A 22674-nucleotide genomic window follows, 5' to 3' on the forward strand; every position below is an offset into this window, starting at 1 on the left:
TGTTGCCATTTAACGTTGGTTTTTCCGAATTTTTTCGGGTACAATTAGAGACACATCTTCGAGGAGGGATTTGGAATGAAATTTACATCGGTGTTTGATATTATTGGGCCGGTAATGATTGGCCCTTCCTCGTCACATACAGCAGGTGCTGCGCGTATTGGACGAGTAGCAAGGGATTTATTCGGGCGTCAGCCAAAATGGGCGAAAATTCATTTATACGGCTCATTTGCAGAAACATATAAAGGGCACGGTACGGACGTAGCGTTAGTCGGCGGATTACTGGACTACGATACCGATGATGAGCGTATTAAAACCGCATTTGAAGAAGCGGAAAAAGCAGGACTTGCGTATACATTTATTCCTGAAACGGCGCATATGGAGCATCCGAATACAACACGCATCGTCATGGGCGATGACGAAGGCGAAATGTCTGTTGTCGGCATTTCTATTGGTGGCGGCAAAATTGAAATTAGTGAAGTAAATGACTTTAAGCTGCACTTAACGGGTGGCCTGCCGACGATTTTAGTGGTGCATGATGACCGAGCAGGATGTATCGCGAACGTTGCCAATTGTTTAGCGATGCATAATGTCAATATTGGCCATATGGAAGTATCTCGTATTGAGCGTGGTTTAACAGCATTAATGGTTATTGAAGTAGACCAAAATATTGATGACCGTATTATAGAACAAATATCATATATACCAAATATTATTAAAGTATCACGTATGAATACGTAAGGGGGATTTGACATGGACGTTTTATTTCATAATGTACGCGAACTAGTAGCGCGCGCTGAAAATGAAGGGAAACTGATTTCTGATATTATGATTGAGCAAGAAATGGCAATGACACGCCGTAGCTATGAAGATATTTATGCACAAATGGACCGCAATCTTGTCGTAATGGAAGAAGCGGTTGAGCGTGGCTTAAAAGGTGTAACGTCTGTAACGGGCTTAACCGGTGGAGATGCTGTGTTAATTCAGAAATATATTCAAAGTGGGAACGCACTAAGTGGCGATTTACTACTGGATGCGGTGAGTAAGGCAGTCGCAACAAATGAAGTCAACGCAGCAATGGGTACAATTTGCGCGACACCTACAGCTGGTTCAGCAGGTGTTGTACCAGGTACACTATTCGCTGTGAAAAATAAATTACATCCAACGCGTGAGCAAATGATTCGCTTCTTATTCACGTCAGGCGCATTTGGGTTTGTCGTAGCAAATAATGCTTCGATTTCTGGTGCGGCAGGTGGATGCCAAGCAGAAGTTGGTTCAGCAGCAGCGATGGCAGCAGCAGCGATTGTCGAAATGGCAGGCGGTTCGCCACAGCAAAGTGCCGAAGCGTTTTCAATTACGATGAAAAATATGCTCGGCTTAGTGTGTGACCCAGTAGCGGGCTTAGTAGAAGTACCGTGTGTAAAGCGTAATGCAATGGGCGCAGCCAATGCACTTGTGGCAGCGGATATGGCACTAGCAGGTGTAACAAGTCGTATTCCAACCGATGAAGTAATCGGTGCGATGTTTAGAATTGGGCAACAAATGAGTCCAAGTTTAAAAGAAACCGCTCGTGGTGGATTAGCAGCAACGCCAACAGGTCAGGCACTTGCACGTAAAATCTTCGGAAGCGCAGCAGATGTTCAACACTAAAATTGACACGCCAATTACCGCGCTAAAAGGTGTTGGTAAAGAAACCGCTGAACATTTATTCGCAATGGGCATTTTGACGATGCATGACCTGTTTTACACATTTCCGTATCGTCATGAAGACTTTCGTTTAAAAGATTTAGCAGAAACACCGCACAATGAGCGGGTGACAGTGGAGGCTCGCGTTGAACGTGAGCCTGCTGTTATGTTTTTAGGGAAAGGAAAATCACGTCTTCAAGTGGCGGTGTTAGCAGGACGTCATCTTGTGAAGGCTGTTTTTTTTAATCAAGCATATTTAAAGGCAAAGCTTATCCCTGGAGAAATTGTGACGATTACAGGTAAATGGGACCGCGGACGCCAAGCCATTAATGGCACGCATGTTCATTTTGGGCCGAAAACAGACCAAATCGATTTTGAGCCTGTATACAGCTTACGTGGGACACTACAACAAAAGCGTTTCCGTAAATTAATGCGCCAGGCACTTGATGAATATCAGGAAGATGTGGTCGACATTTTGCCTGCTTCACTACGCGAGCAATATAAGCTGTTACCGGTAAGTGCAGCACTTGAGGGGATTCATTTCCCGCAAAATGCAGAGCATGCCAAGCAGGCGAGGAGACGCTTTGTATTTGAGGAGTTACTGTTGTTCCAATTACAAATTCAAGCACTGCGTAAAATGCGCCGTGATGATGAAAAAGGGACAGTCATTAAATTTGATAACACGCGTCTGAAGCAATTTATCGAAACATTACCATATGAACTGACAGGTGCACAAAAGCGTGTCGTCAATGAAATTTGTCGAGATTTACTGACACCGTACCGGATGAACCGTTTACTGCAAGGCGATGTAGGTTCTGGAAAGACGCTCGTTGCGGCAGTTACATTATATGCAGCCGTAACAGCGGGCTATCAAGGGGCATTGATGGCACCGACTGAAATTTTAGCGGAGCAGCATGCCGAAAATTTAGCAGGGTGGTTTGATGCAGTAGATGTACGTACCGCGCTATTATCAGGTTCTGTAAAGGGCAAAGCACGCCGTCTAATACTAGAACAATTAGCAAATGGCGACATTGATATTTTAATCGGTACACATGCGCTCATTCAGCCCGATGTCGTGTTTCAAAATTTAGGCTTTGTTATTACGGATGAGCAGCACCGATTTGGCGTGGAGCAACGTCGTATTTTACGTGATAAAGGTGAGAGTCCTGATGTGTTATTTATGACGGCAACACCGATTCCAAGAACATTGGCGATTACTGCCTTTGGTGAAATGGATGTGTCGATGATTGATGAAATGCCAGCAGGACGAAAGCCAATTGAAACGCACTGGGTGAAAAAAGAGCAGTTTGGTGCGGTTGTGACGAAGCTTGAGTCAGAGCTTGTGAAAGGGCGACAAGCGTATGCGATTTGTCCATTAATTGAGGAGTCGGACAAGCTCGATGTCCAAAATGCGGTAGAGGCGTATGAGCAATTACGTGAAGTATTCCGAGGACGCTTTGAAGTAGGGCTTATGCATGGCCGTTTAACATCGGCTGAAAAGGATGCTGTGATGCGTGAGTTCAGTGAGGGGCGCATTCATATTTTAGTGTCCACAACGGTCGTTGAAGTAGGTGTAAACGTGCCAAATGCGACATTTATGGTAGTGTATGATGCGGAGCGCTTCGGTTTAGCACAGCTCCACCAATTGCGCGGACGTGTAGGGCGTGGCGAGCATCAATCATACTGCGTATTAATGGCAGACCCGAAAACAGATGAAGGTAAAGAGCGTATGATGTCAATGACGGAAACGAATGACGGCTTTAAACTGGCAGAGAAAGATTTGGAATTGCGAGGACCTGGGGATTTCTTTGGGAAAAAGCAAAGTGGTTTGCCAGATTTTAAAGTAGCGGATTTAGTGCATGATTATCGTGCGCTCGAAGTAGCAAGACAGCATGCGGCAGAACTTGTGCAACAAGATGCGTTTTGGCAACATGTTGAATACGCACCAATACGAGCGATTTTAGCGCGTTCGGGTGTACTTGAAGGTGAACGAATTGACTAATGAAGAATGCAGTAACCAAAAAAGGTTATTGCATTCTTTTTTATGGTCATATATACTGTTGTTAGTACCAAGTGCTAAAAAGGTGGCGGATGATTTATGAGAAGATCCAAAAAAGAACGTCAGCGGTTATTAACGCAAACGATTGAAGACAATCCATTCGTCACAGATGAACAATTAGCGCAGCAATTTAATGTGAGTGTCCAAACGATTCGTTTAGATCGTATGGAGCTAGCGATTCCAGAACTACGTGAACGTATTAAAAACGTTGCCTCAAAAACATTTGAAAATGAAGTGAAATCATTGCCACTTGAAGAAGTAATCGGTGAAATGATTGATATTGAACTAGATAAGCAAGCATTATCGATTTATGATGTCACACCTTCAGATGTATTTGCGCGTAATGGCATTGCACGAGGGCATCATTTATTTGCTCAAGCGAACTCATTAGCTGTCGCCGTGATTGATGATGAATTAGCCTTGACCGTTAAATCAAATATTCATTTCGTCAAGCCTGTACACGTAGGTGACCGCATTATTTCAAAAGCGGTTGTTACAGGAAAAGACGATGACAATAATCGAACATATGTCAATATTACATCGACGGTAAATGGTGAGGTTGTATTTAAAGGCGAGTTTGAAATGTACCGCACGAAAGGTAAGGGTGAATAGCATGAAATTAGCAGTTGATGGCATGGGCGGCGATCACGCACCCAAAAGTGTAATTGACGGTGTATTACGTGCACTAAATGAATTTCCAGATTTAGAAGTGCAGCTATATGGCAATAAAGACACGATGCGTCCGTTTTTAACAGCGCATGACCGTATGCAAGTTATTCACTGTGAAGAAGTGATTACAAATGACGATGACGCAGCACGCGCTGTTCGTCGTAAAAAAGATTCATCGATGGCAAAGATGCTAGAAGCGGTGAAAACAGGAGAGGCACATGCTTGTTTATCTGCTGGGTCAACCGGCGCATTAATGGCAGGTGGTTTATTCCAAGTAGGGCGTATTGCAGGTGTAGAGCGCCCAGCATTAGCGACAACATTACCAACATTAGATGGACAAGGCTTTTTGATGCTAGACTTAGGTGCAACTGCAGATGCAAAGCCCGAGTACTTATTACAATATGCCATTATGGGTGTCATTTATGCGCGTGAAGTACGCGGCATTCAAAACCCAACAGTTGGCTTACTGAACATCGGTACGGAAGATAAAAAGGGTAATGAATTAACAAAGGCAGTATTTGACCTTTTAAAAGCATCAGATGTAAATTTCGTCGGCAACGTCGAATCACGTGATCTTCTGACAGGGGTGGCAGACGTCGTAGTGACAGATGGTTTTACTGGGAATATGGTGTTAAAAACAATTGAAGGTACAGCAGGCATTATGTTCAAAATGTTGAAAGAGGGCTTTATGAGTTCTATGAAAACAAAGATGGCAGCTGCGATGATGAAACCTCAATTAAAAACGATTAAAGACAAAATGGACTATACCGAGTACGGCGGCGCAGCTTTATTTGGCTTGCAAGCACCGGTTATTAAAGCGCACGGTTCGTCGAATGCGACAGCTATTTTTAGTGCGATTAAACAATGTGACTTAATGGTACGCCATAACGTTTGTCCAACAATCGAAAAAACGATTCAAGCGTAACTTGAACATACACAAAGGGGATTTACATAATGAATAAAATTGCGTTTATTTTTCCAGGGCAAGGGTCGCAAGTAGTAGGAATGGGTGCAGAACTTGCTGAGCAAGACAGTACATTATATGCGAAGGCAGATGATATTTTACGTTTGCCATTATCGACATATATGCTTGAAGGGCCAGCAGACACACTGACACTTACTTATCACGCACAGCCTGCACTACTAACAACCGGTGTGATGGTAGCACAGCGTTTACAAGCTCTAGGGGTGGAGCCAGACGTTGTTGCTGGACATTCGCTTGGTGAATATAGTGCGCTCGTGACAGCAGGGGTGATGTCATTTGAGGAAGCAGTCGCAATTGTTCACAAACGTGGTTTATATATGAACGAAGCTGTACCAGCGGGAGAAGGTGCAATGGCAGCCATTTTACAAATGGATGCTACAGATTTACAACAAGTAACAGACGATGTTACAGCAAACGGGCATAGTGTTCAAATTGCCAATTATAACTGTCCTGGCCAAATTGTTATTTCGGGTAGCGCACAAGGAGTACAACAAGCGTGTGAGCTGGCGAAAGAACGCGGGGCGAAACGTGCAATCCCATTACAAGTAAGCGGTCCGTTTCACAGTGCATTAATGGCACCAGCAGCGCAGCAATTACAACAAGATTTGCAGCAATGCACATTTAGTGAAGCGACCTCTACGATTATTGGGAATGTTCGTGCGGACGTTTTAGCAGTAGAAGATGTACAGCAAGAACTCATTGAGCAAGTAAGCCGTCCTGTATTATGGGAGCAATCGGTTCGCAAAATGTTGGACTTAGGTGTGACAACATTTATTGAATGCGGTCCGGGAAAAGTGCTAAGTGGCTTAGTAAAAAAAGTAGACCGTTCAGCAACATGCTTATGTGTCTATGATGAAGCAACATTACAACAAGCAGTTGAACATGTGAAAGGGGCACTTCAGCATGACTAAGTTACAAGGACAAGTCGCAATTGTGACAGGCGCAAGCCGTGGAATCGGTGAAGCTATCGCGTTAGAACTCGCTGCACAAGGCGCAAAAATTGTTGTCAATTATAGCGGTAGCACTGAAAAAGCACAGCAAGTTGTATCTACGATTCAAGCAAATGGCGGCGAAGCGATTGCGGTGCAAGCAAGCGTTTCACAGACAGATGCAGTCGATGCACTTGTGAAACAAACAATCGAAGCATTTGGACGCGTCGATATTTTAGTGAACAATGCAGGCATTACGCGTGATAATTTAATGATGCGTATGAAGGAAGATGAGTGGGACGATGTAATTGACACGAACTTAAAGGGCGTTTTCCTTTGTACAAAAGCTGTAACGCGTACGATGATGAAGCAGCGTTACGGACGTATCATTAATATTTCATCTATTGTGGGTGTATCGGGGAATGCGGGACAGGCAAATTATGTGGCAGCAAAAGCGGGTGTCATTGGCTTAACGAAAACGACAGCCAAAGAGCTTGCAAGCCGCAATATTTTAGTCAATGCGATTGCACCTGGCTTTATTACGACAGAAATGACCGATGCGTTACCGGAAGATGTGAAAAATGCGATGCTCGCACAAATTCCACTTGCAAAGCTAGGACAACCTATGCATATTGCAAAAGCAGTAGCCTTTTTAGCATCTGAGGACGCAAGCTATATTACAGGACAAACGCTACATATCGATGGCGGCTTAGTGATGTAAGGATAGGATCAATAATTACTTTGAGAGGAGGTGGCATACATGAGCACAGTAATCGAGCGTGTAACACGCGTAATCGTTGACCGTTTAGGCGTTGAGGAAAGCGAAGTAACACCAGAAGCTTCATTCCGTGAAGACTTAGGTGCAGACTCATTAGACGTAGTTGAATTAGTAATGGAACTAGAAGATGAGTTTGATATGGAAATCTCTGATGAAGATGCAGAGAAAATCTCAACAGTTGGTCACGCAATTTCGTATATCGAAAGCAAACAATAATAGCGTAAGTAGATGGTTTATCCATTTCAAAGAGGCACGGATTTAACGTGTCTCTTTTTCGTTGCATTATCGGAATTATAGAAAAATAACGACTTCTGCACGATTTTACATGTTTCCTTTTGCACAATTACGCTAAAGAGGATAAACTAACGGTAGAAACTAAAGGAAGGCAGATCTTAAATGGGAACTAAACGTAAAGGGCAACACCAACAGCCAGGTGTATTATCAGAGAAAGCGCGTCAGCAATTTGAAGTATTACAACGTGAATTGAATGTTCAATTCGACAATAAAAATTTGCTATACCAAGCTTTCACACATTCATCTTATGTGAATGAGCATCGTCGTAAATTATTTACAGACAATGAACGACTAGAGTTTCTAGGAGACGCTGTACTCGAATTATCTGTTTCTAAATATCTTTTTGAGAAATACCCACATATGAGTGAAGGAGAGCTAACAAAGCTACGTGCATCTATTGTTTGTGAACCGTCACTTGTTATTTTTGCCAATGAATTAAATTTCGGGCAATTTGTATTACTTGGAAAAGGCGAGGAGCTAACAGGTGGTCGTGAACGTCCAGCATTACTGGCGGACGTATTTGAATCATTTGTTGGCGCATTATATTTAGATAAAGGGTTAGATGAGGCAGTATGCTTTTTAGAAAAAATCGTATTTCCGAAAGTAGAAGTCGGTGCTTTTTCGCATGTGATGGATTTTAAAAGTCAGCTACAAGAAATGGTGCAGCAATCGAATAATGGCGTGCTGCATTATGCCATTATTGAGGAAAAAGGACCGGCACATAACCGTACATTTGTGTCACAAGTTGTGTTAAATGACACAGAGTTAGGGATCGGCCGTGGGAAATCAAAGAAAGAGGCAGAGCAGCAAGCAGCGCAAGTAGCAATGAAAGCGTTGCGCGAAGCAGCTCAACAGGAGGGCTAATATGTTCCTGAAGCGACTAGATGTTATTGGATTTAAATCGTTCGCAGACCGCATTGGTATCGATTTTGTACCCGGCGTAACAGCTGTAGTTGGTCCAAATGGCTCCGGAAAAAGTAATGTCATTGATGCGGTTCGTTGGGTATTAGGTGAACAGTCAGCGAAGTCGCTTCGTGGCGCGAAAATGGAGGATGTTATTTTCGCAGGTAGTGACTCACGTAAGCCACTGAACTTTGCGGAAGTGACATTGGTGTTAGACAACACAGATGAGCAATTAAACTATCCTTATACAGAAGTGAGCGTTACACGTCGTGTGTACCGCTCAGGGGATAGTGAATACTTATTAAATAAGCAAAGCTGTCGATTAAAAGATATTACCGATTTATTTATGGACTCTGGTCTCGGGAAAGAAGCGTTTTCGATTATTTCTCAAGGGCGTGTCGATGAAATTTTAAATAGCCGTGCACTTGATCGCCGCTCGATTTTTGAGGAAGCGGCAGGTGTTTTAAAGTATAAGCTACGCAAGAAAAAAGCAGAGCATAAATTAGTGGAGACAGACGAGAATTTAAATCGAGTGCTCGATATTTTACATGAATTAGATCGTCGTTTGGAGCCACTGCATATGCAGGCATCTGCTGCGCAAGATTATTTACAAATGACCGAAGAAATGCGCGACTACGATATTGCGCTACTTGTACATAATTTGCAAACGTATACGGCACAATTAGCCGCCGCACAAACAGAAATGGCAACATTAAAACAGCAAGAGCAGCAATTTGCGACGCGTATCGAAGCGGAAGAGGCACAAGTATTTACGTTACGTAAAGCGTTAGCGACACTTGATACGACCTTAGATGGCGCACAAAATGCCTTAATCGAAGCGAGTACGGAAGTCGAGCGTTGGGAAGGGCGTAGAGCACTCCAAACACAACGTTCTGAAAGCCGTGAGCAACAGCGTGCAAAATTAACGGAATCAATCGCGGAAGTGCGTGATACGGTAGAAGCATTGACAGCGCAAGAAGCAGATGTAAAAGAACAGTTTGAGCGCAAGCAAACTCTATTAGCGGATATTAAAGCAGAAGTGAAGCGGCTTGAACATGTATTAAGCCGTTCTGCATCAGAAATTGCGGATGAAATTGAAGAGCAAAAATCTATTTATATTGAGCGCTTAAATGAACAAGCAACTGTCAAAAATGAGCTGAAACATTTAGCGAATCAATTAGTACAGCAGCAAGAAATGAACGTTCGTATGACATCACAAACGGAACAAATTAATGATGAGCTGGTCGCGATTCGTGAAGAAAAGCAGCAAGTAGAAGCATTATTAGCACAAACGGACGAGGCACTTTCGACGCAGCTTGCGAATTACGCAACATCACAGCAGCAATTTACACAGTTAGCACAAAAGCTTGAACAAAAAGAAGCAGTGCTCTATGATGCCTATCGTCTACAACAGCAACAACAGGCACGCAAAGATTCTTTAGAAGCGCTTGAAGCGGATTTTTCAGGGTTTTTCCAAGGTGTTAAAGAAACACTTGTTGCGCGTGATAAAGGCGAATTACGTGGCATTGAGGGGGCTGTAGCGGAACTTGTGCAAGTGCCGACACAGTTTACAAAAGCGATTGAAACAGCGCTGGGTGCAGCTGCACAACATATTATTACAACGGATGAACAAGCAGCTCAGCAAGCGATTGCCTTTTTAAAACAAAAGCGCGCAGGTCGTGCAACGTTTTTACCGAAAACGGTGATGAAATCGCGTAAATTACAACGTCAAGCGATTGCGCATATCGTTGAACACCCAGCATTTGTTGCAGTAGCAGATGAGCTGGTGTCATTTGATGACGCAAACCGAACGATTGTTGAGAATTTAATTGGCAATGTGATCGTTGCGAAAGATTTAAACGGTGCAAGTGCCATTGCAAGAGCGTGCCAATTTAAATTCCGTGTTGTGACACTTGATGGAGATATTGTCAATGCAGGTGGTTCATTAACTGGTGGTGCAATGAAAAACCAAAATTCGGTATTCTCACGCCGTTCCGAGTTAGACCAATTACTCGTAACATTAACCGAAATGACAGCGAAAATTGCGCAAGCAGAAAAAAGCATTGCAGCAGATAAGCAAGCACTCATGACGATGCGTGAGCAAGTAGAGCAAGCGAAAGTCGCAAATGATGACTTACGAGCAACGCAAATTGAGCGTGCTGCGAAATTACGCGAGCTGGAATCGATTGAGCGCACATTGAAAACACGTGTATCGCTAACAACGTCTGAGCACAATGATTTTGCGACGCGTAAAGAGGCATTACTTGTTGCACAGCAACGCGCACAGCAACGTTTAACGGAGCTTGCAACAGAGTTGACGCAAATTAACGCCTTAATTGACACGATGAATATATCGAAAGAACAAAATGAATCGAAAAAAGATGCGATACGTGAAACGTTTGCAGAAAAACGCGCGGAGTTAGCGGTGCTTGAAGAGCAACGTGCACACATTCAAGTAACAGCTGCCGAAGTCGCATTGCAAAAAATGCGCGCAACCGAGCGTCTTGAAACGTTAACACAAGAGCTGGAATGGATGGATTCAGAAGAGCAGCAAGGTGAGATGACACTGGAGCATTTAATGCAGCAAGTGCACGACTGGACAGTGAAGCGTCAAACGTTAACGGCTGATATTCAAGCGTTAAAGGAGCAGCGTACAGCAGACCAACAAGCCCTTCAAATATTGGAAGTACAATTACAAGAAGTAGTACGCCAACATAAAGGCTTTGTGGAGGCACTGCACCAATTAGAAGTAAAGAGCAATCGTCTAGAATTATTAGTGGAATCTGAAACGCATCAACTGCATGAGCAATACGAACTCACATTTGAAGATGCACAGTTAGAAGTGAAAAATATTGCTGATTTAGAGTATGCGCGTCGTAAGGTGAAGCTGTTAAAACAATCGATTGAAGAATTAGGTCCTGTCAATTTAAATTCAATTGCGGAGTTCCAAGAAGTATCGGACCGCCATCAATTTTTAACAGACCAGCGTAATGATTTAATTGAAGCGCAAGAAACGCTTCACGGTGCGATTCGTGAAATGGACGATGAAATGACGCAACGCTTTACCGAAACATTTATGTCTATTCGTGAGCATTTCAAAGTCGTCTTCCGTGAATTATTCGGTGGTGGGCAAGCAGATTTAGTGCTGACAGACCCTGAGAATATGTTAGAGACGGGGATTGAAATCGTTGCGCAACCACCAGGCAAAAAGCTCCAAAACTTAAGCTTATTATCCGGTGGTGAACGTGCATTAACGGCAATCGGCTTATTATTTGCGATTTTAAAAACGCGCCCTGTGCCGTTTTGTATTTTAGACGAAGTAGAAGCAGCACTTGATGAATCAAATGTTGTTCGCTATAGTCAATACTTACAAAAATTTAGTGCAAACACACAATTCATTGTCATTACACATCGTAAAGGAACGATGGAAGGTGCCGATGTATTATATGGTATTACGATGCAGGAATCGGGTGTATCGAAGCTTGTCTCTGTTAAGTTAGAGCAAGATGCCCCGGTCACAATGTAGCGAAGGAGAGGTACACATGAGCTTTTTTAAACGTTTAAAAGAAAAGTTAACAGGTAGTAGCAGTGAGGAAGAAAAGGTAGACAAGGTTGTGACTGACGAGCAGGAAGAGCCGAAAGCCGACGAATTGGTTGAAATACCTGCCACAGTAGAGACACCTACAGAGCCGACATTCCCAGCAAAAGAAAAAGAACAAATTGAAGAACATATTGTAACGTTACCGGTTGAGCCAATTCAAGAGGTAGTAACGGTTATCGAAGAGCCAGCTGAAGAAGTAGCTGTTGTAGCTGTAGACGAGGAACAAACAGAAGAGAAAAAAGCTTCTGCATGGTCGATTACGCAAAAATTCAAAGCCGGCTTAGCGAAAACACGCGATTCGTTTACGTCAAAAGTAAATGATTTAGTAGCACGTTATCGTAAAGTCGATGAAGATTTCTTTGAAGAATTAGAAGATTTATTATTGCAAGCCGACGTTGGTATCGAAACGGTTATGGAATTAATGGATAAGCTACGCTTTGAAGTACAGCGTAAAAATATGAAAGATACAAACGGCATTCAAGCGATTATTTCAGAAAAACTTGTTGAAATTTATGAGCGCGGTGAAGAAGATTTAATCGACTTAAACATGCAACCTAAAGGTGAACTAACGGTTATTTTATTCGTAGGTGTAAACGGTGTTGGTAAAACAACAACAATCGGTAAATTAGCACACCGCTTCAAGCAAGAAGGTCGTTCAGTTATGCTAGCAGCGGGGGATACTTTCCGTGCTGGTGCGATTGACCAACTACAAGTATGGGGTGACCGTGTAGGTGCTGAAGTTGTGAAGCAATCAGAAGGTTCAGACCCAGCAGCAGTCATGTTTGATGCGATTCAAGCAGCGAAAAAGCGCGGCGTTGATGTATTAATTTGTGATACAGCTGGTCGCCTTCAAAATAAAGTAAACTTAATGAACGAACTTGAAAAAGTAAAACGCGTTATTTCACGCGAAATTCCAGATGCGCCACATGAAGTATTATTAGCGCTTGACGCAACAACGGGTCAAAATGCGCTTGTACAAGCAAAAATCTTCAAAGAGGCAACAGATGTATCAGGGATTGTGTTAACGAAGCTTGATGGTACAGCAAAAGGTGGTATCGTGTTAGCCATTCGTCAACAGCTTAACATTCCTGTGAAGTTTGTTGGTCTTGGTGAGCAAATGGATGACCTACAACCATTCGATGCAGAACGTTATGTATATGGCTTATTTGCAGAAGGTCTTGAAAAAGAGTTAGAAGAGGCAGACGAATAATTATCATACATGTGTAGGATGAACGTTAAAAAGTAAGTGACACAAAAAGAAATATCCTTCAGCAACGACAACTGCTGAAGGATATTTTTCTGCTTTTGGCGCTACTCTACATAGTAGACGCGTTTCGCAGGTATGGCTTGAGGCAAACACGATGTTTGTCACATCTAAGAGGTGAGGGGAACGGGCGAAGAGAACGAATTTTTACGTGTAGTCTGTAAAATCAGATAATTTATCATTGCTTTTTGTCGCAATATTTGCGATGATAACGTTAACTAAAACGTTTTAGTAACTTTAGGAATTCGAAAAGGAGATAAAAGTGTATATGAAAAAAGTATTCACATTAGGCGATGCACTTATTACGTTTAATCCTATTGCGACAGGACCACTTCGTCATGTATCAAGCTTCGAACGTAAACTAGGCGGCGCAGAACTGAATTTTGCGATAGGCTGTGCACGTTTAGGCTTAGGGGTGAAATGGTTAAGTCGTTTAGGTCATGATGAGTTTGGCAAGTATATTTTTAATACAGTTCGTGGAGAAGGCATCGACATGAGTTACGTACAATTAATGGACGGCTATCCGACATCATTAAATTTTAAAGAAATTCGGGAAGATGGGTCAGGTAAAACGTTTTATTATCGCTATGCGTCACCGATGTCTACGCTGTCGGTTGAGCAATTAACAGCGGATATGCTTGATGATGTAGCTGTTTTACATTTAACAGGCGTGTTTTTAGCGATTGCACCACAGCATATCGACATTTCACTGAAGCTTGCGCAACTTGCAAAAGAGCGTGGCATTACAGTGTCGTTTGATCCAAATATTCGCTTGAAATTATGGAGCATTGAACAAGCGCGTGAAGCCTATGCAAAGCTATTGCCATATGTTGATATTCTTTTAACAGGGCTTGATGAGCTAGAACTGATTTTACAGCAAAGTGGACGACCAGCATTTGAACAATTTGCAGCGCAATATACGATTAAAGAGCTGATTATTAAAAATGGTGCAGCGGGAGCGCAAGCCTATATAAATGGCGTCTGGACCGAAAAGGAAGCGTTCTCAATTACACCGATTGATACTGTGGGTGCAGGAGACGGTTTTGATGCCGGTTATATTTATAGCTATTTACAGCAACTATGTATCGAAGAACGACTGCGCTTTGCGAATGCAGTAGGTGCTATGGTCACGACTGTAAAAGGTGATAATGAAGGCTTACCGGAATTAGATGATGTACACATGTTTTTAGGTCAAAAAATGAGCATTGAGAGGTAATGAACATGGGGAAACAAGAAACAATTCAGCATATTAAAGATACGAAATTAGTAGCCGTTATTCGCGGTGAATCGCCTGAGGAAGCAACCTCCCTTATTAAAGGATCTGTTGCAGGTGGCATTGCATCGATTGAATTAACGTATACAACACCGTATGTAGAAGATGTATTTAAAGCGTTACGTGGTGAAAATATCGTGATTGGTGCAGGCACAGTACTAGACCCTGAAACAGCACGTCATGCCATTTTACAAGGCGCACAGTTTATCGTAAGTCCGTCATTTAACGCTGATATTGCAACGTTATGTAATCGCTATACGATTCCGTATTTACCAGGCTGTATGTCATTAAAAGAAATGGTCACAGCGCTTGAAAGTGGTTGTGATATTTTGAAATTATTCCCAGCGAATAACTTTACACCAAAGTTCATTGGTGCAGTAAAAGGTCCATTACCATACGCGCAAATTATGCCAACAGGTGGTATTAATGCGGATAATTTAGAAGAATGGCTACAAGCTGGAGCTGTCGCAGTTGGAATCGGTAGCGATTTGAATCGTGCATACGCAGCAGGTGGCGTTGAAGCAGTAACAGAAGCAGCACGTGTATATAGTGCAAAATTACAATAGGAGTGAACAGCATGAATATGACATTTCGTTGGTACGGTCGTGACAATGATACCGTAACACTTGAACATATTAAACAAATTCCCGGAACAAAAGGTATCGTCTGGGCGCTTCATCAAAAGCAAGCAGGCGAGGTATGGCATGAGCAAGAAATTGCAGAAGAAGTTGCTTATATTACCTCTCACGGCTTCCATGCGACAGTTGTTGAAAGTGTAAATGTACATGAAGATATTAAATTAGGGAAGCCGAGTCGAGATGCGTATATTGAAAATTACATAACAACGATTCGTAATTTAGCAAAGCACGGTGTAAAAGTGATTTGTTATAATTTTATGCCGATTTTTGACTGGACGCGTACAGATTTATTTCATCCATTACCAGATGGCTCTACAGCATTGTATTTCGATAAAACGAAAGCGATGCGTTTAGACCCACAGCAATTAGTTGATGAAGTTAATGCAAGCTCGCATCTATCATTACCAGGTTGGGAGCCGGAACGATTAGCGCATTTAAAAGATTTATTCGCAGCATATGAACATGTCGATGAAGAGCAGCTTTGGGACAATTTAGCATACTTTTTAGCACGTATTTTACCGGTAGCACAAGAGGTAGGCATTCAAATGGCGATTCACCCTGACGATCCGCCGTATTCAATTTTCGGTTTACCGCGTATTATTACAGGTGCAGCTAGCTATGAGCGTTTACTTCAAATTAGCGACAGCCCAGCAAACGGCTTTACATTATGCTCAGGTTCGATGGGCGCATCACCATATAATGATATGGTCGCGATTTTTGAGCGCTATGCATCACGCGCGCCATTTGCTCATATTCGCAATGTTTTAATTGAAGAAGATGGTAGCTTTGCGGAAACGTCGCATTACACATCAGACGGTTCAGTTGATATTAAAGGAATTGTAAAAGTACTGCAGCAACAAGGTTATACAGGGTATGTGCGTCCAGACCACGGTCGTCATTTATGGAATGAACAGTGTAGACCAGGGTACGGTTTATATGACCGCGCGCTTGGCATTATGTATTTATTAGGGTTATGGGATGCTTATTCAAATGGAGGTTCACAACAATGATTCAACGAACACATCATGCATTACAAAAATGAGTAGCCGTTATTACAGGTGGTAGCGGTGTATTATGTTCAGAAATGGCGAAGGAGCTTGCACGTCAAGGTGTACAAATTGCTGTGCTGAATAAAACATTGGCAAAAGGACAACAAGTGGTAGATGAAATTGAGGCACTTGGTGGCACAGCTATCGCAATTAGCGTCGATGTACTCGACAAATCTTCACTTTTAGCAGCAAGAGAGGAAATCTTGCAGAAGTTTGGTAAAATAAATATATTGATTAACGGCGCTGGTGGAAATCATCCGGACGCGATTACAGCAAATGAAGAATCAATTGAGGACGTAGCGGGTAATTCGTTTTTTGAGCTAAGTGAGCAAGGCTTTTCAAATGTCTTTTCATTGAACTTTACTGGGACATTTTTAGCATGCCAAGTATTTGGTGAAGTGATGTTACAAGCTGAAGCACCAACGATTATTAATGTGTCGTCGATGAGTGGTTACACACCGCTGACGAAAGTACCTGCGTATAGTGCAGCAAAAGCAGCGATTAATAATTTCACCGAATGGCTAGCCGTGCATTTTGCGAAGGAAGGCATGCGCGTAAACGCGATTGCACCTGGATTTTTCGTAACGTCTCAAAACCGTGATTTATTGCTGACAGCAGAAGGAGATTATACTGCCCGTTCGAAAAAAATATTGGCGGCTACTCCAATGAAAAAGTTTGGAGAACCTCAGCATTTATTAGGAGCTTTGTTATTTTTAGCAGATGAAACGTATTCAGGGTTTGTTACTGGCACGACAATTCCGGTAGATGGAGGATTTAACGCCTACAGTGGGGTGTAAACATGAAAAAAGTGACGATTGGAGATGTCGCAAAGGAAGCGGGCGTCTCAATCAGTACAGTGTCACAATTTATGAACAAGCGTTATGAATATATGAGTGCGGAAACACGCACGAAAATTCAAGAAGCTGTTGGACGTTTAAATTACCGTCCGAATATGCTTGCGCGTAGTTTGAAAAATAAAGGAACGAAAACGGTTGGCATTATTGTGGCGAATATTATGCACACATTTACGACGCAAATTATTCATCATTTAGAGCAGTATTTACAGAAACAAGGGTTTCACGTGATTGTATGTAATGCGAATGATGACCCAGAAATAGAGCGTGAGCATATTGAGAATTTATTAGCACGTCAAGTGGAAGGATTTATTTTATTCCCTACTGGTGAAAATATTGCGTTGTACACGCGCCTATATGAAGAAAGAATCCCTGTTGTTTTTATGGATAGAATGGTAGAACATCATGAAATTCCTGCTGTGTTACTAGATAATGAGCAGGCAAGTGCAGTGGCTGTCGAAGCGCTTCACCGTAAAGGCTATACGCAGTTAGCAATTGTTACAGATTCGATTGACCGTCCCACTACGCCACGTTTAGAGCGTTTAACAGGGTTTGAAAAGAAAATGACCGAGCTAGCCTTGCCTTGCGATGAACATCAATTGATTGCAGCAAGTTTAGTCGATATTCCAGATCGTTTACAGCAATTATTTGCACAAACCCCGATAGATGCGATTGTAGCGGGGAATGACCGCGTGTTACTAACGGTGCTGAACAGTTTGCCACATCCAGTCGGCATTGCGGTTATTGACGATATCCCACTTGCTCAATTTATGTCACCAGCTATTACAACGATCGCACAACCAACCGAACAAATGGCGCAAAAAGCAGTAGAGGTTTTTCTGCATATTAAAGAATGTGGTTATAAAAACGTCTTAAAACATGTGTATCGCTTTTCGCCCGTGTTACAACAGAAATAAATGAAAGCTGGGGTAAATTACTGTTTAGTCCAGCTTTCTCTAGATTTTTCGCGTAAAGCGCATCAAAACTAAAAAATATCAGAATATTTATTATTTTGTGTTGCAATACGCCAAAAAATCTTTTATCATCGTTACATTATTGATGTGGCAAGTGGTCAGCAATTAAATCACGAGCGTAATCAATTTAAAGAGATGGCGATCTTTAAAACAGGTGTGACGTTATAACGATACGAAAATTAAGTGAGGCTGTTCAAAAATAACGTGCGAACAGCCTTTTTAGCATGTGCAAAATTTATGTATATTTCATTGCAACAAGTCGCGTGCTTGCGTATGATAGAAGGCGAGTAAGCAATCACTGCTACGGCTTGCTGTATAAAGGTTTTTTCCTTGACAGAACGTGCTTTTTCGATATAATAAACTACAGACAAACTATGATGAGGAGAGGTTTCCTATGCTACTTGAAAAAACAACACGCATGAACTTTCTCTTTGACTTTTATCAAGCGCTCTTAACGGAGAAGCAGCGTAGCTATATGGAGCTGTATTATTTAGATGACAACTCCCTTGGCGAAATTGCTGATTCGTACGGGATTTCACGCCAAGCTGTGTACGATAACATTCGTCGAACAGAGGCAATGCTTGAAGAATATGAAGATAAATTACGTTTACTTGAAAAATTCCAACAGCGTAAGCTAGCAATCGAGCAGTTAACAGAAGGTATCAATAACGATACGTTAACGAAAGCACAACAGATTGATATGCTTGAAAAATTGCAAGATTGGGATTAGGAGGAGACAATTATGGCATTCGAAGGTTTAGCTGAACGCCTTCAAGGAACGATCCAGAAGATTAAAGGTAAAGGTAAAGTTTCTGAACAAGACGTAAAAGAAATGATGCGTGAAGTTCGATTTGCTTTAATCGAAGCGGATGTTAACTTAAAAGTTGTAAAAGACTTTGTTAAGCGCGTAAGTGAACGTGCTGTTGGTGCAGATGTCATGAAATCATTAACACCTGGCCAACAAGTGATTAAAATCGTTCAAGATGAATTACAACAACTAATGGGTGGCGAACAGAGCCCGATTAAATTTAATACAAAGCCACCGACTGTCATTATGATGGTCGGCTTACAAGGTGCCGGTAAAACGACGACAACAGGAAAGCTTGCTAATGTATTGCGCAAAAAATACAACCGTAAGCCATTGCTTGTTGCAGCCGATATTTACCGTCCAGCTGCCATTCAACAATTAGAAACGCTTGGGAAGCAATTATCGCTGCCAGTGTTCTCGTTAGGCAATCAAGTGTCGCCTGTTGAGATTGCGCGTCAAGCCATTGAAAAGGCGAAGGAAGAGCACTTAGACGTTGTCATTATCGATACAGCAGGTCGTCTGCATATTGATGAAGAGCTGATGCAAGAGCTAAAAGATATTCGTAGCTTAAAAGAGCCGGATGAAGTATTTTTAGTGGTAGATGCGATGACAGGTCAAGATGCAGTAAACGTTGCGAAAAGCTTTGATGAAGCAGTAGGCATTACAGGCGTTGTGTTAACAAAGCTTGATGGTGATACACGCGGTGGTGCGGCATTATCAATTCGTGCTGTAACGGAGAAGCCAATTAAATTCGTCGGTATGGGCGAAAAAATGGATGCGTTAGAGCCATTCCACCCAGAGCGTATGGCAAGCCGTATTTTAGGCATGGGTGACGTTTTATCGTTAATCGAAAAAGCGCAAGCTGAAGTTGATATGGATAAAGCAAAAGAGCTTGAAGAAAAGTTTATGACGCAAACATTTACGTTTGATGATTTCATTGAACAGCTACAAGCCGTGAAAAAAATGGGCCCACTTGATGAAATTTTAAAAATGATTCCAGGGGCAAGTAAAATTAAAGGGTTAGACAATGCGAAGGTCGATGAGAAGCAAATGGCGCACATTGAGGCGATTATTTATTCGATGACACCTGCAGAAAAAACAAACCCGGAAATTATTACAGCGAGCCGTAAAAAACGTATTGCGAAAGGGTCAGGCACATCAATTCAAGAAATCAACCGACTGCTAAAACAGTTTGAAGATATGAAGAAGATGATGAAACAAATGACATCAATGGCAGGCGGAAAAGGTAAGAAAAAGATGAAACTACCTGGTTTAGATTCACTTTTTAAATAAAATTATAAGGTGTTAAGAAAAAACACTTTACAAACATCAGAAACATTGATAATATACTATCTTGTGTGAAACTTATTCGGAGGTGCTAGAAAAATGGCAGTTAAAATTCGCTTAAAACGTATGGGAGCTAAAAAATCTCCTTTCTATCGTATCGTAGTTGCAGACGCTCGTTCACCACGTGACGGTCGTTCAATCGAAACAGTTGGTACTTACAACCCACTTACTGTTCCAGCTACAGTTCAAATCGATGAAGAGAAAGCTCTACAATGGTTAACAAATGGTGCAAAACCATCTGATACTGTACGTAACCTGTTCTCAGAACAAGGTATTATGGAGAAATTCCACAACGCAAAATTCGGTAAATAATTTTGGAGGTGCGCTATGGAACAGCTGATTAGAGCAATCGTTACACCGCTTGTCGATTATCCTGAAGAACTTCGTATTGAGACGGAGGAGCATTCAAATCGTATTGTTTACAAACTTTTTGTTCATGCAAATGATCGCGGGAAAGTAATTGGTAAACAAGGTAGAGTTGCGAAAGCGATTCGAACAATTGTTTACTCAGCAGCAAATAGTCACCACACAAAAAAGACGTATGTCGACATACTGGATTAAAAAAAAGGCGTCCGAGCAATGACTTTCGGAACGCCTCTTTTTTTTGTATTTTTGAATGAATGATTCTTTTTTGCGTAACGACATCGCATTCGTTATAATAAAACAAGATTAATATAGAGGTGAAGGACATGCAATGGTTTAACGTAGGACGTATCGTTAACACACACGGAATTCGTGGAGAGTTACGTATCATTTCAACAACAGATTTTGAAGAAGAGCGCTTCGCAATTGGCACAAAGCTAGCAGCATTTAAAAAGGATGATAAAAAACCGACTTGGGTAACAATCGGTTCAGCACGTCGTCATAAAAACTTTATTTTAGTAACGTTTGAAGGCATGGAAAATATCAACCTTGTCGAGCCGTTTAAAGAAGGGATGCTGAAAGTGTCAGCAGACCAACTACAAGACGATGAACTTGGTGAGAACGAATACTATCACTTTGAAATTAAAGATTGTGAAGTGTTCTCAGAAGAAGGCGAGTTAATCGGTGTCGTAACAGATATTTTAGCAACAGGCGCAAACGATGTATGGGAAATTACGGCTGGTAAGAAAAAGCATTACATTCCGTATATTGAAGACGTTGTAAAAGATATTAATGTTGATGAGAAAAAAATCACAATCCATGTGATGGAAGGATTACTATAATGCATATCGAAGTATTTAGTTTATTCCCAGGCATGTTTGAGGGAGTATTTAATGCCTCTATTATGAAAAAAGCCCAGGAAAAAGGTGCTGTGACATTTAATGTGACCGATTTCCGTGCGTATTCAGAGAACAAGCATTCACAAGTGGATGATTATCCGTATGGAGGCGGCGCTGGCATGGTGTTAAAGCCAGAACCGTTGTTTAATGCGGTAGAAAGTTTACAAACGTCAGGGAAAGCGCCACGCGTTATTTTAATGTGCCCACAAGGGGAGCGCTTTACGCAAAAGAAGGCAGAAGAGCTAGCACAAGAAGAAAACTTAGTATTTTTATGTGGGCATTATGAAGGCTATGATGAGCGCATTCGTGAGCATCTTGTAACCGATGAAATTTCAATTGGTGACTTTGTGTTAACAGGCGGAGAACTTGCGGCAATGACGGTTGTCGATAGCGTCGTTCGCTTATTACCAGGTGTATTAGGGCAAGCCGATTCACATATTCAAGATTCGTTTTCAACGGGCTTACTCGAGCACCCGCATTATACGCGTCCAGCCGATTACCGCGGCATGAAAGTACCAGACGTGTTATTATCCGGGAATCACGCGAAAATTGCGCAGTGGCGTGACGAGCAGTCACTGAAGCGTACATTTGAGCGTCGTCCAGATTTACTCGAGCACATCGAGTTAACCGAGAAGCAGCAGGCGTATTTGAACACATTAAAAAAATAAAGATGGTCTTTATGCGATAACGCCACTGTAAAGTAAAAAACCTTGTAATTAAGATGAATTTTAGTTGCAACGTATTTTTCTTTATGGTAATATTCAATTTGTGCTTATAAGCATATGAATTACGGTGTTCCGCTGTGCGTTACAAAAGTCGTGTAAGAGCATCGGTCGAAGGAGAGAAAACATAATGTCAAACATTATTACAGAAATCACTAAAGAACAACTTCGTTCTGACGTACCATCATTCCGTCCGGGTGATACAGTACGTGTACACGTTAAAGTTGTAGAGGGTACTCGTGAGCGTATCCAATTATTCGAAGGCGTTGTAATCAAACGTCGTGGCGGTGGCATCAGCGAAACTTTCACAGTTCGTAAAATTTCTTCTGGTGTTGGTGTTGAGCGTACTTTCCCAGTACACACTCCAAAAATCGCTAAATTAGAAGTAGTACGTAAAGGTAAAGTACGTCGTGCTAAACTTTACTACCTACGCAACCTACGCGGTAAAGCAGCTCGTATTAAAGAATTACGCTAATATGGCTTTGAGGAAAAGGAGTTTTTGTGTTTACACAAAACTCCTTTTTTTCATGACGTTTAAAGCGCTCTAACTTGTCAACATGATGGTATATACACTAAAATGGA

At 41.9% G+C, this 22674-nt stretch carries 23 protein-coding genes and 1 pseudogene; all 24 read left to right on the forward strand.

Going from position 1 to position 22674, the window contains the following annotated elements; all coding sequences use genetic code 11:
• Nucleotides 1-75: 75 nt before the first annotated feature.
• The 24 genes and pseudogenes from sdaAB (at nt 76) to rplS (ending at nt 22567) form a co-directional block, all read left to right on the forward strand.
• Complete coding sequence (gene sdaAB, locus A6M13_RS04635; RefSeq protein WP_066543311.1) at nt 76-738, forward strand: L-serine ammonia-lyase, iron-sulfur-dependent subunit beta; 663 nt, start codon at nt 76-78, stop codon at nt 736-738.
• Between the two features lie 12 nt (nt 739-750).
• A complete protein-coding gene (gene sdaAA / locus A6M13_RS04640) occupies nt 751-1647 on the forward strand; it encodes an L-serine ammonia-lyase, iron-sulfur-dependent, subunit alpha (protein WP_066543312.1) in 897 nt (298 codons plus the stop codon).
• Nucleotides 1634-3685 carry an ATP-dependent DNA helicase RecG gene (recG, locus tag A6M13_RS04645; protein ID WP_066543313.1) on the forward strand — a complete coding sequence of 684 codons (2052 nt, stop codon included), beginning with the start codon at nt 1634-1636 and terminating at the stop codon, nt 3683-3685. Before sdaAA ends, recG begins: the two co-directional genes overlap by 14 nt.
• A gap of 96 nt (nt 3686-3781) precedes the next feature.
• Nucleotides 3782-4354, forward strand: a complete 573-nt coding sequence (gene fapR, locus A6M13_RS04650) for a transcription factor FapR (RefSeq protein ID WP_066543314.1) — start codon at nt 3782-3784, stop codon at nt 4352-4354.
• 1 nt (nt 4355) lies between these two features.
• On the forward strand, nt 4356-5336 hold the full coding sequence (gene plsX, locus A6M13_RS04655) for a phosphate acyltransferase PlsX (protein ID WP_066543315.1): 981 nt from the start codon (nt 4356-4358) through the stop codon (nt 5334-5336).
• A 29-nt stretch (nt 5337-5365) separates the two neighbouring features.
• Nucleotides 5366-6307 (forward strand): ACP S-malonyltransferase, encoded by a 942-nt coding sequence (gene fabD / locus A6M13_RS04660; RefSeq protein WP_066543322.1) that lies wholly within the window; start codon nt 5366-5368, stop codon nt 6305-6307.
• Nucleotides 6300-7046, forward strand: a complete 747-nt coding sequence (gene fabG, locus A6M13_RS04665) for a 3-oxoacyl-[acyl-carrier-protein] reductase (protein WP_066543323.1) — start codon at nt 6300-6302, stop codon at nt 7044-7046. Before fabD ends, fabG begins: the two co-directional genes overlap by 8 nt.
• A gap of 39 nt (nt 7047-7085) precedes the next feature.
• Nucleotides 7086-7319, forward strand: a complete 234-nt coding sequence (acpP, locus tag A6M13_RS04670; protein WP_066543324.1) for an acyl carrier protein — start codon at nt 7086-7088, stop codon at nt 7317-7319.
• Nucleotides 7320-7499: 180 nt separating this feature from the next.
• The gene (gene rnc / locus A6M13_RS04675) at nt 7500-8261 is read left to right on the forward strand and encodes a ribonuclease III (protein ID WP_066543326.1); all 762 of its coding nucleotides are present in this window, start codon (nt 7500-7502) and stop codon (nt 8259-8261) included.
• 1 nt (nt 8262) lies between these two features.
• Nucleotides 8263-11826: a chromosome segregation protein SMC gene (gene smc / locus A6M13_RS04680; protein WP_066543328.1), complete on the forward strand. Its 3564-nt coding sequence runs from the start codon at nt 8263-8265 to the stop codon at nt 11824-11826.
• Between the two features lie 16 nt (nt 11827-11842).
• Complete coding sequence (ftsY, locus tag A6M13_RS04685; RefSeq protein ID WP_066543330.1) at nt 11843-13111, forward strand: signal recognition particle-docking protein FtsY; 1269 nt, start codon at nt 11843-11845, stop codon at nt 13109-13111.
• A gap of 322 nt (nt 13112-13433) precedes the next feature.
• On the forward strand, nt 13434-14381 hold the full coding sequence (locus tag A6M13_RS04690) for a sugar kinase (protein ID WP_066543332.1): 948 nt from the start codon (nt 13434-13436) through the stop codon (nt 14379-14381).
• A 5-nt stretch (nt 14382-14386) separates the two neighbouring features.
• Nucleotides 14387-15004: a bifunctional 2-keto-4-hydroxyglutarate aldolase/2-keto-3-deoxy-6-phosphogluconate aldolase gene (locus A6M13_RS04695; protein ID WP_083998224.1), complete on the forward strand. Its 618-nt coding sequence runs from the start codon at nt 14387-14389 to the stop codon at nt 15002-15004.
• Nucleotides 15005-15015: 11 nt separating this feature from the next.
• Complete coding sequence (gene uxuA / locus A6M13_RS04700; protein ID WP_066543336.1) at nt 15016-16086, forward strand: mannonate dehydratase; 1071 nt, start codon at nt 15016-15018, stop codon at nt 16084-16086.
• Between the two features lie 41 nt (nt 16087-16127).
• The gene (locus A6M13_RS04705) at nt 16128-16922 is read left to right on the forward strand and encodes an SDR family oxidoreductase (RefSeq protein WP_066543337.1); all 795 of its coding nucleotides are present in this window, start codon (nt 16128-16130) and stop codon (nt 16920-16922) included.
• A 2-nt stretch (nt 16923-16924) separates the two neighbouring features.
• On the forward strand, nt 16925-17896 hold the full coding sequence (locus A6M13_RS04710) for a LacI family DNA-binding transcriptional regulator (protein WP_066543338.1): 972 nt from the start codon (nt 16925-16927) through the stop codon (nt 17894-17896).
• Between the two features lie 132 nt (nt 17897-18028).
• Nucleotides 18029-18121: pseudogene (locus A6M13_RS16500) on the forward strand (hypothetical protein); the annotation flags it as partial.
• Nucleotides 18122-18347: 226 nt separating this feature from the next.
• The gene (locus A6M13_RS04715) at nt 18348-18683 is read left to right on the forward strand and encodes a putative DNA-binding protein (RefSeq protein ID WP_066543339.1); all 336 of its coding nucleotides are present in this window, start codon (nt 18348-18350) and stop codon (nt 18681-18683) included.
• Nucleotides 18684-18695: 12 nt separating this feature from the next.
• A complete protein-coding gene (ffh, locus tag A6M13_RS04720) occupies nt 18696-20054 on the forward strand; it encodes a signal recognition particle protein (RefSeq protein ID WP_066543340.1) in 1359 nt (452 codons plus the stop codon).
• A gap of 93 nt (nt 20055-20147) precedes the next feature.
• Complete coding sequence (gene rpsP / locus A6M13_RS04725; protein ID WP_066543341.1) at nt 20148-20420, forward strand: 30S ribosomal protein S16; 273 nt, start codon at nt 20148-20150, stop codon at nt 20418-20420.
• A gap of 15 nt (nt 20421-20435) precedes the next feature.
• Nucleotides 20436-20669 carry a KH domain-containing protein gene (locus tag A6M13_RS04730; protein ID WP_066543342.1) on the forward strand — a complete coding sequence of 78 codons (234 nt, stop codon included), beginning with the start codon at nt 20436-20438 and terminating at the stop codon, nt 20667-20669.
• Between the two features lie 128 nt (nt 20670-20797).
• On the forward strand, nt 20798-21313 hold the full coding sequence (gene rimM, locus A6M13_RS04735) for a ribosome maturation factor RimM (RefSeq protein WP_066543343.1): 516 nt from the start codon (nt 20798-20800) through the stop codon (nt 21311-21313).
• Entirely contained in the window at nt 21313-22038 is a 726-nt protein-coding gene (gene trmD / locus A6M13_RS04740; RefSeq protein ID WP_066543345.1) for a tRNA (guanosine(37)-N1)-methyltransferase TrmD, read from the forward strand. Before rimM ends, trmD begins: the two co-directional genes overlap by 1 nt.
• A gap of 184 nt (nt 22039-22222) precedes the next feature.
• A complete protein-coding gene (gene rplS, locus A6M13_RS04745) occupies nt 22223-22567 on the forward strand; it encodes a 50S ribosomal protein L19 (protein ID WP_066543346.1) in 345 nt (114 codons plus the stop codon).
• Nucleotides 22568-22674 lie beyond the last annotated feature (107 nt).

Origin of the sequence: Caryophanon tenue (assembly GCF_001700315.1) — a bacterium.
GTDB lineage: Bacteria > Bacillota > Bacilli > Bacillales_A > Planococcaceae > Caryophanon > Caryophanon tenue.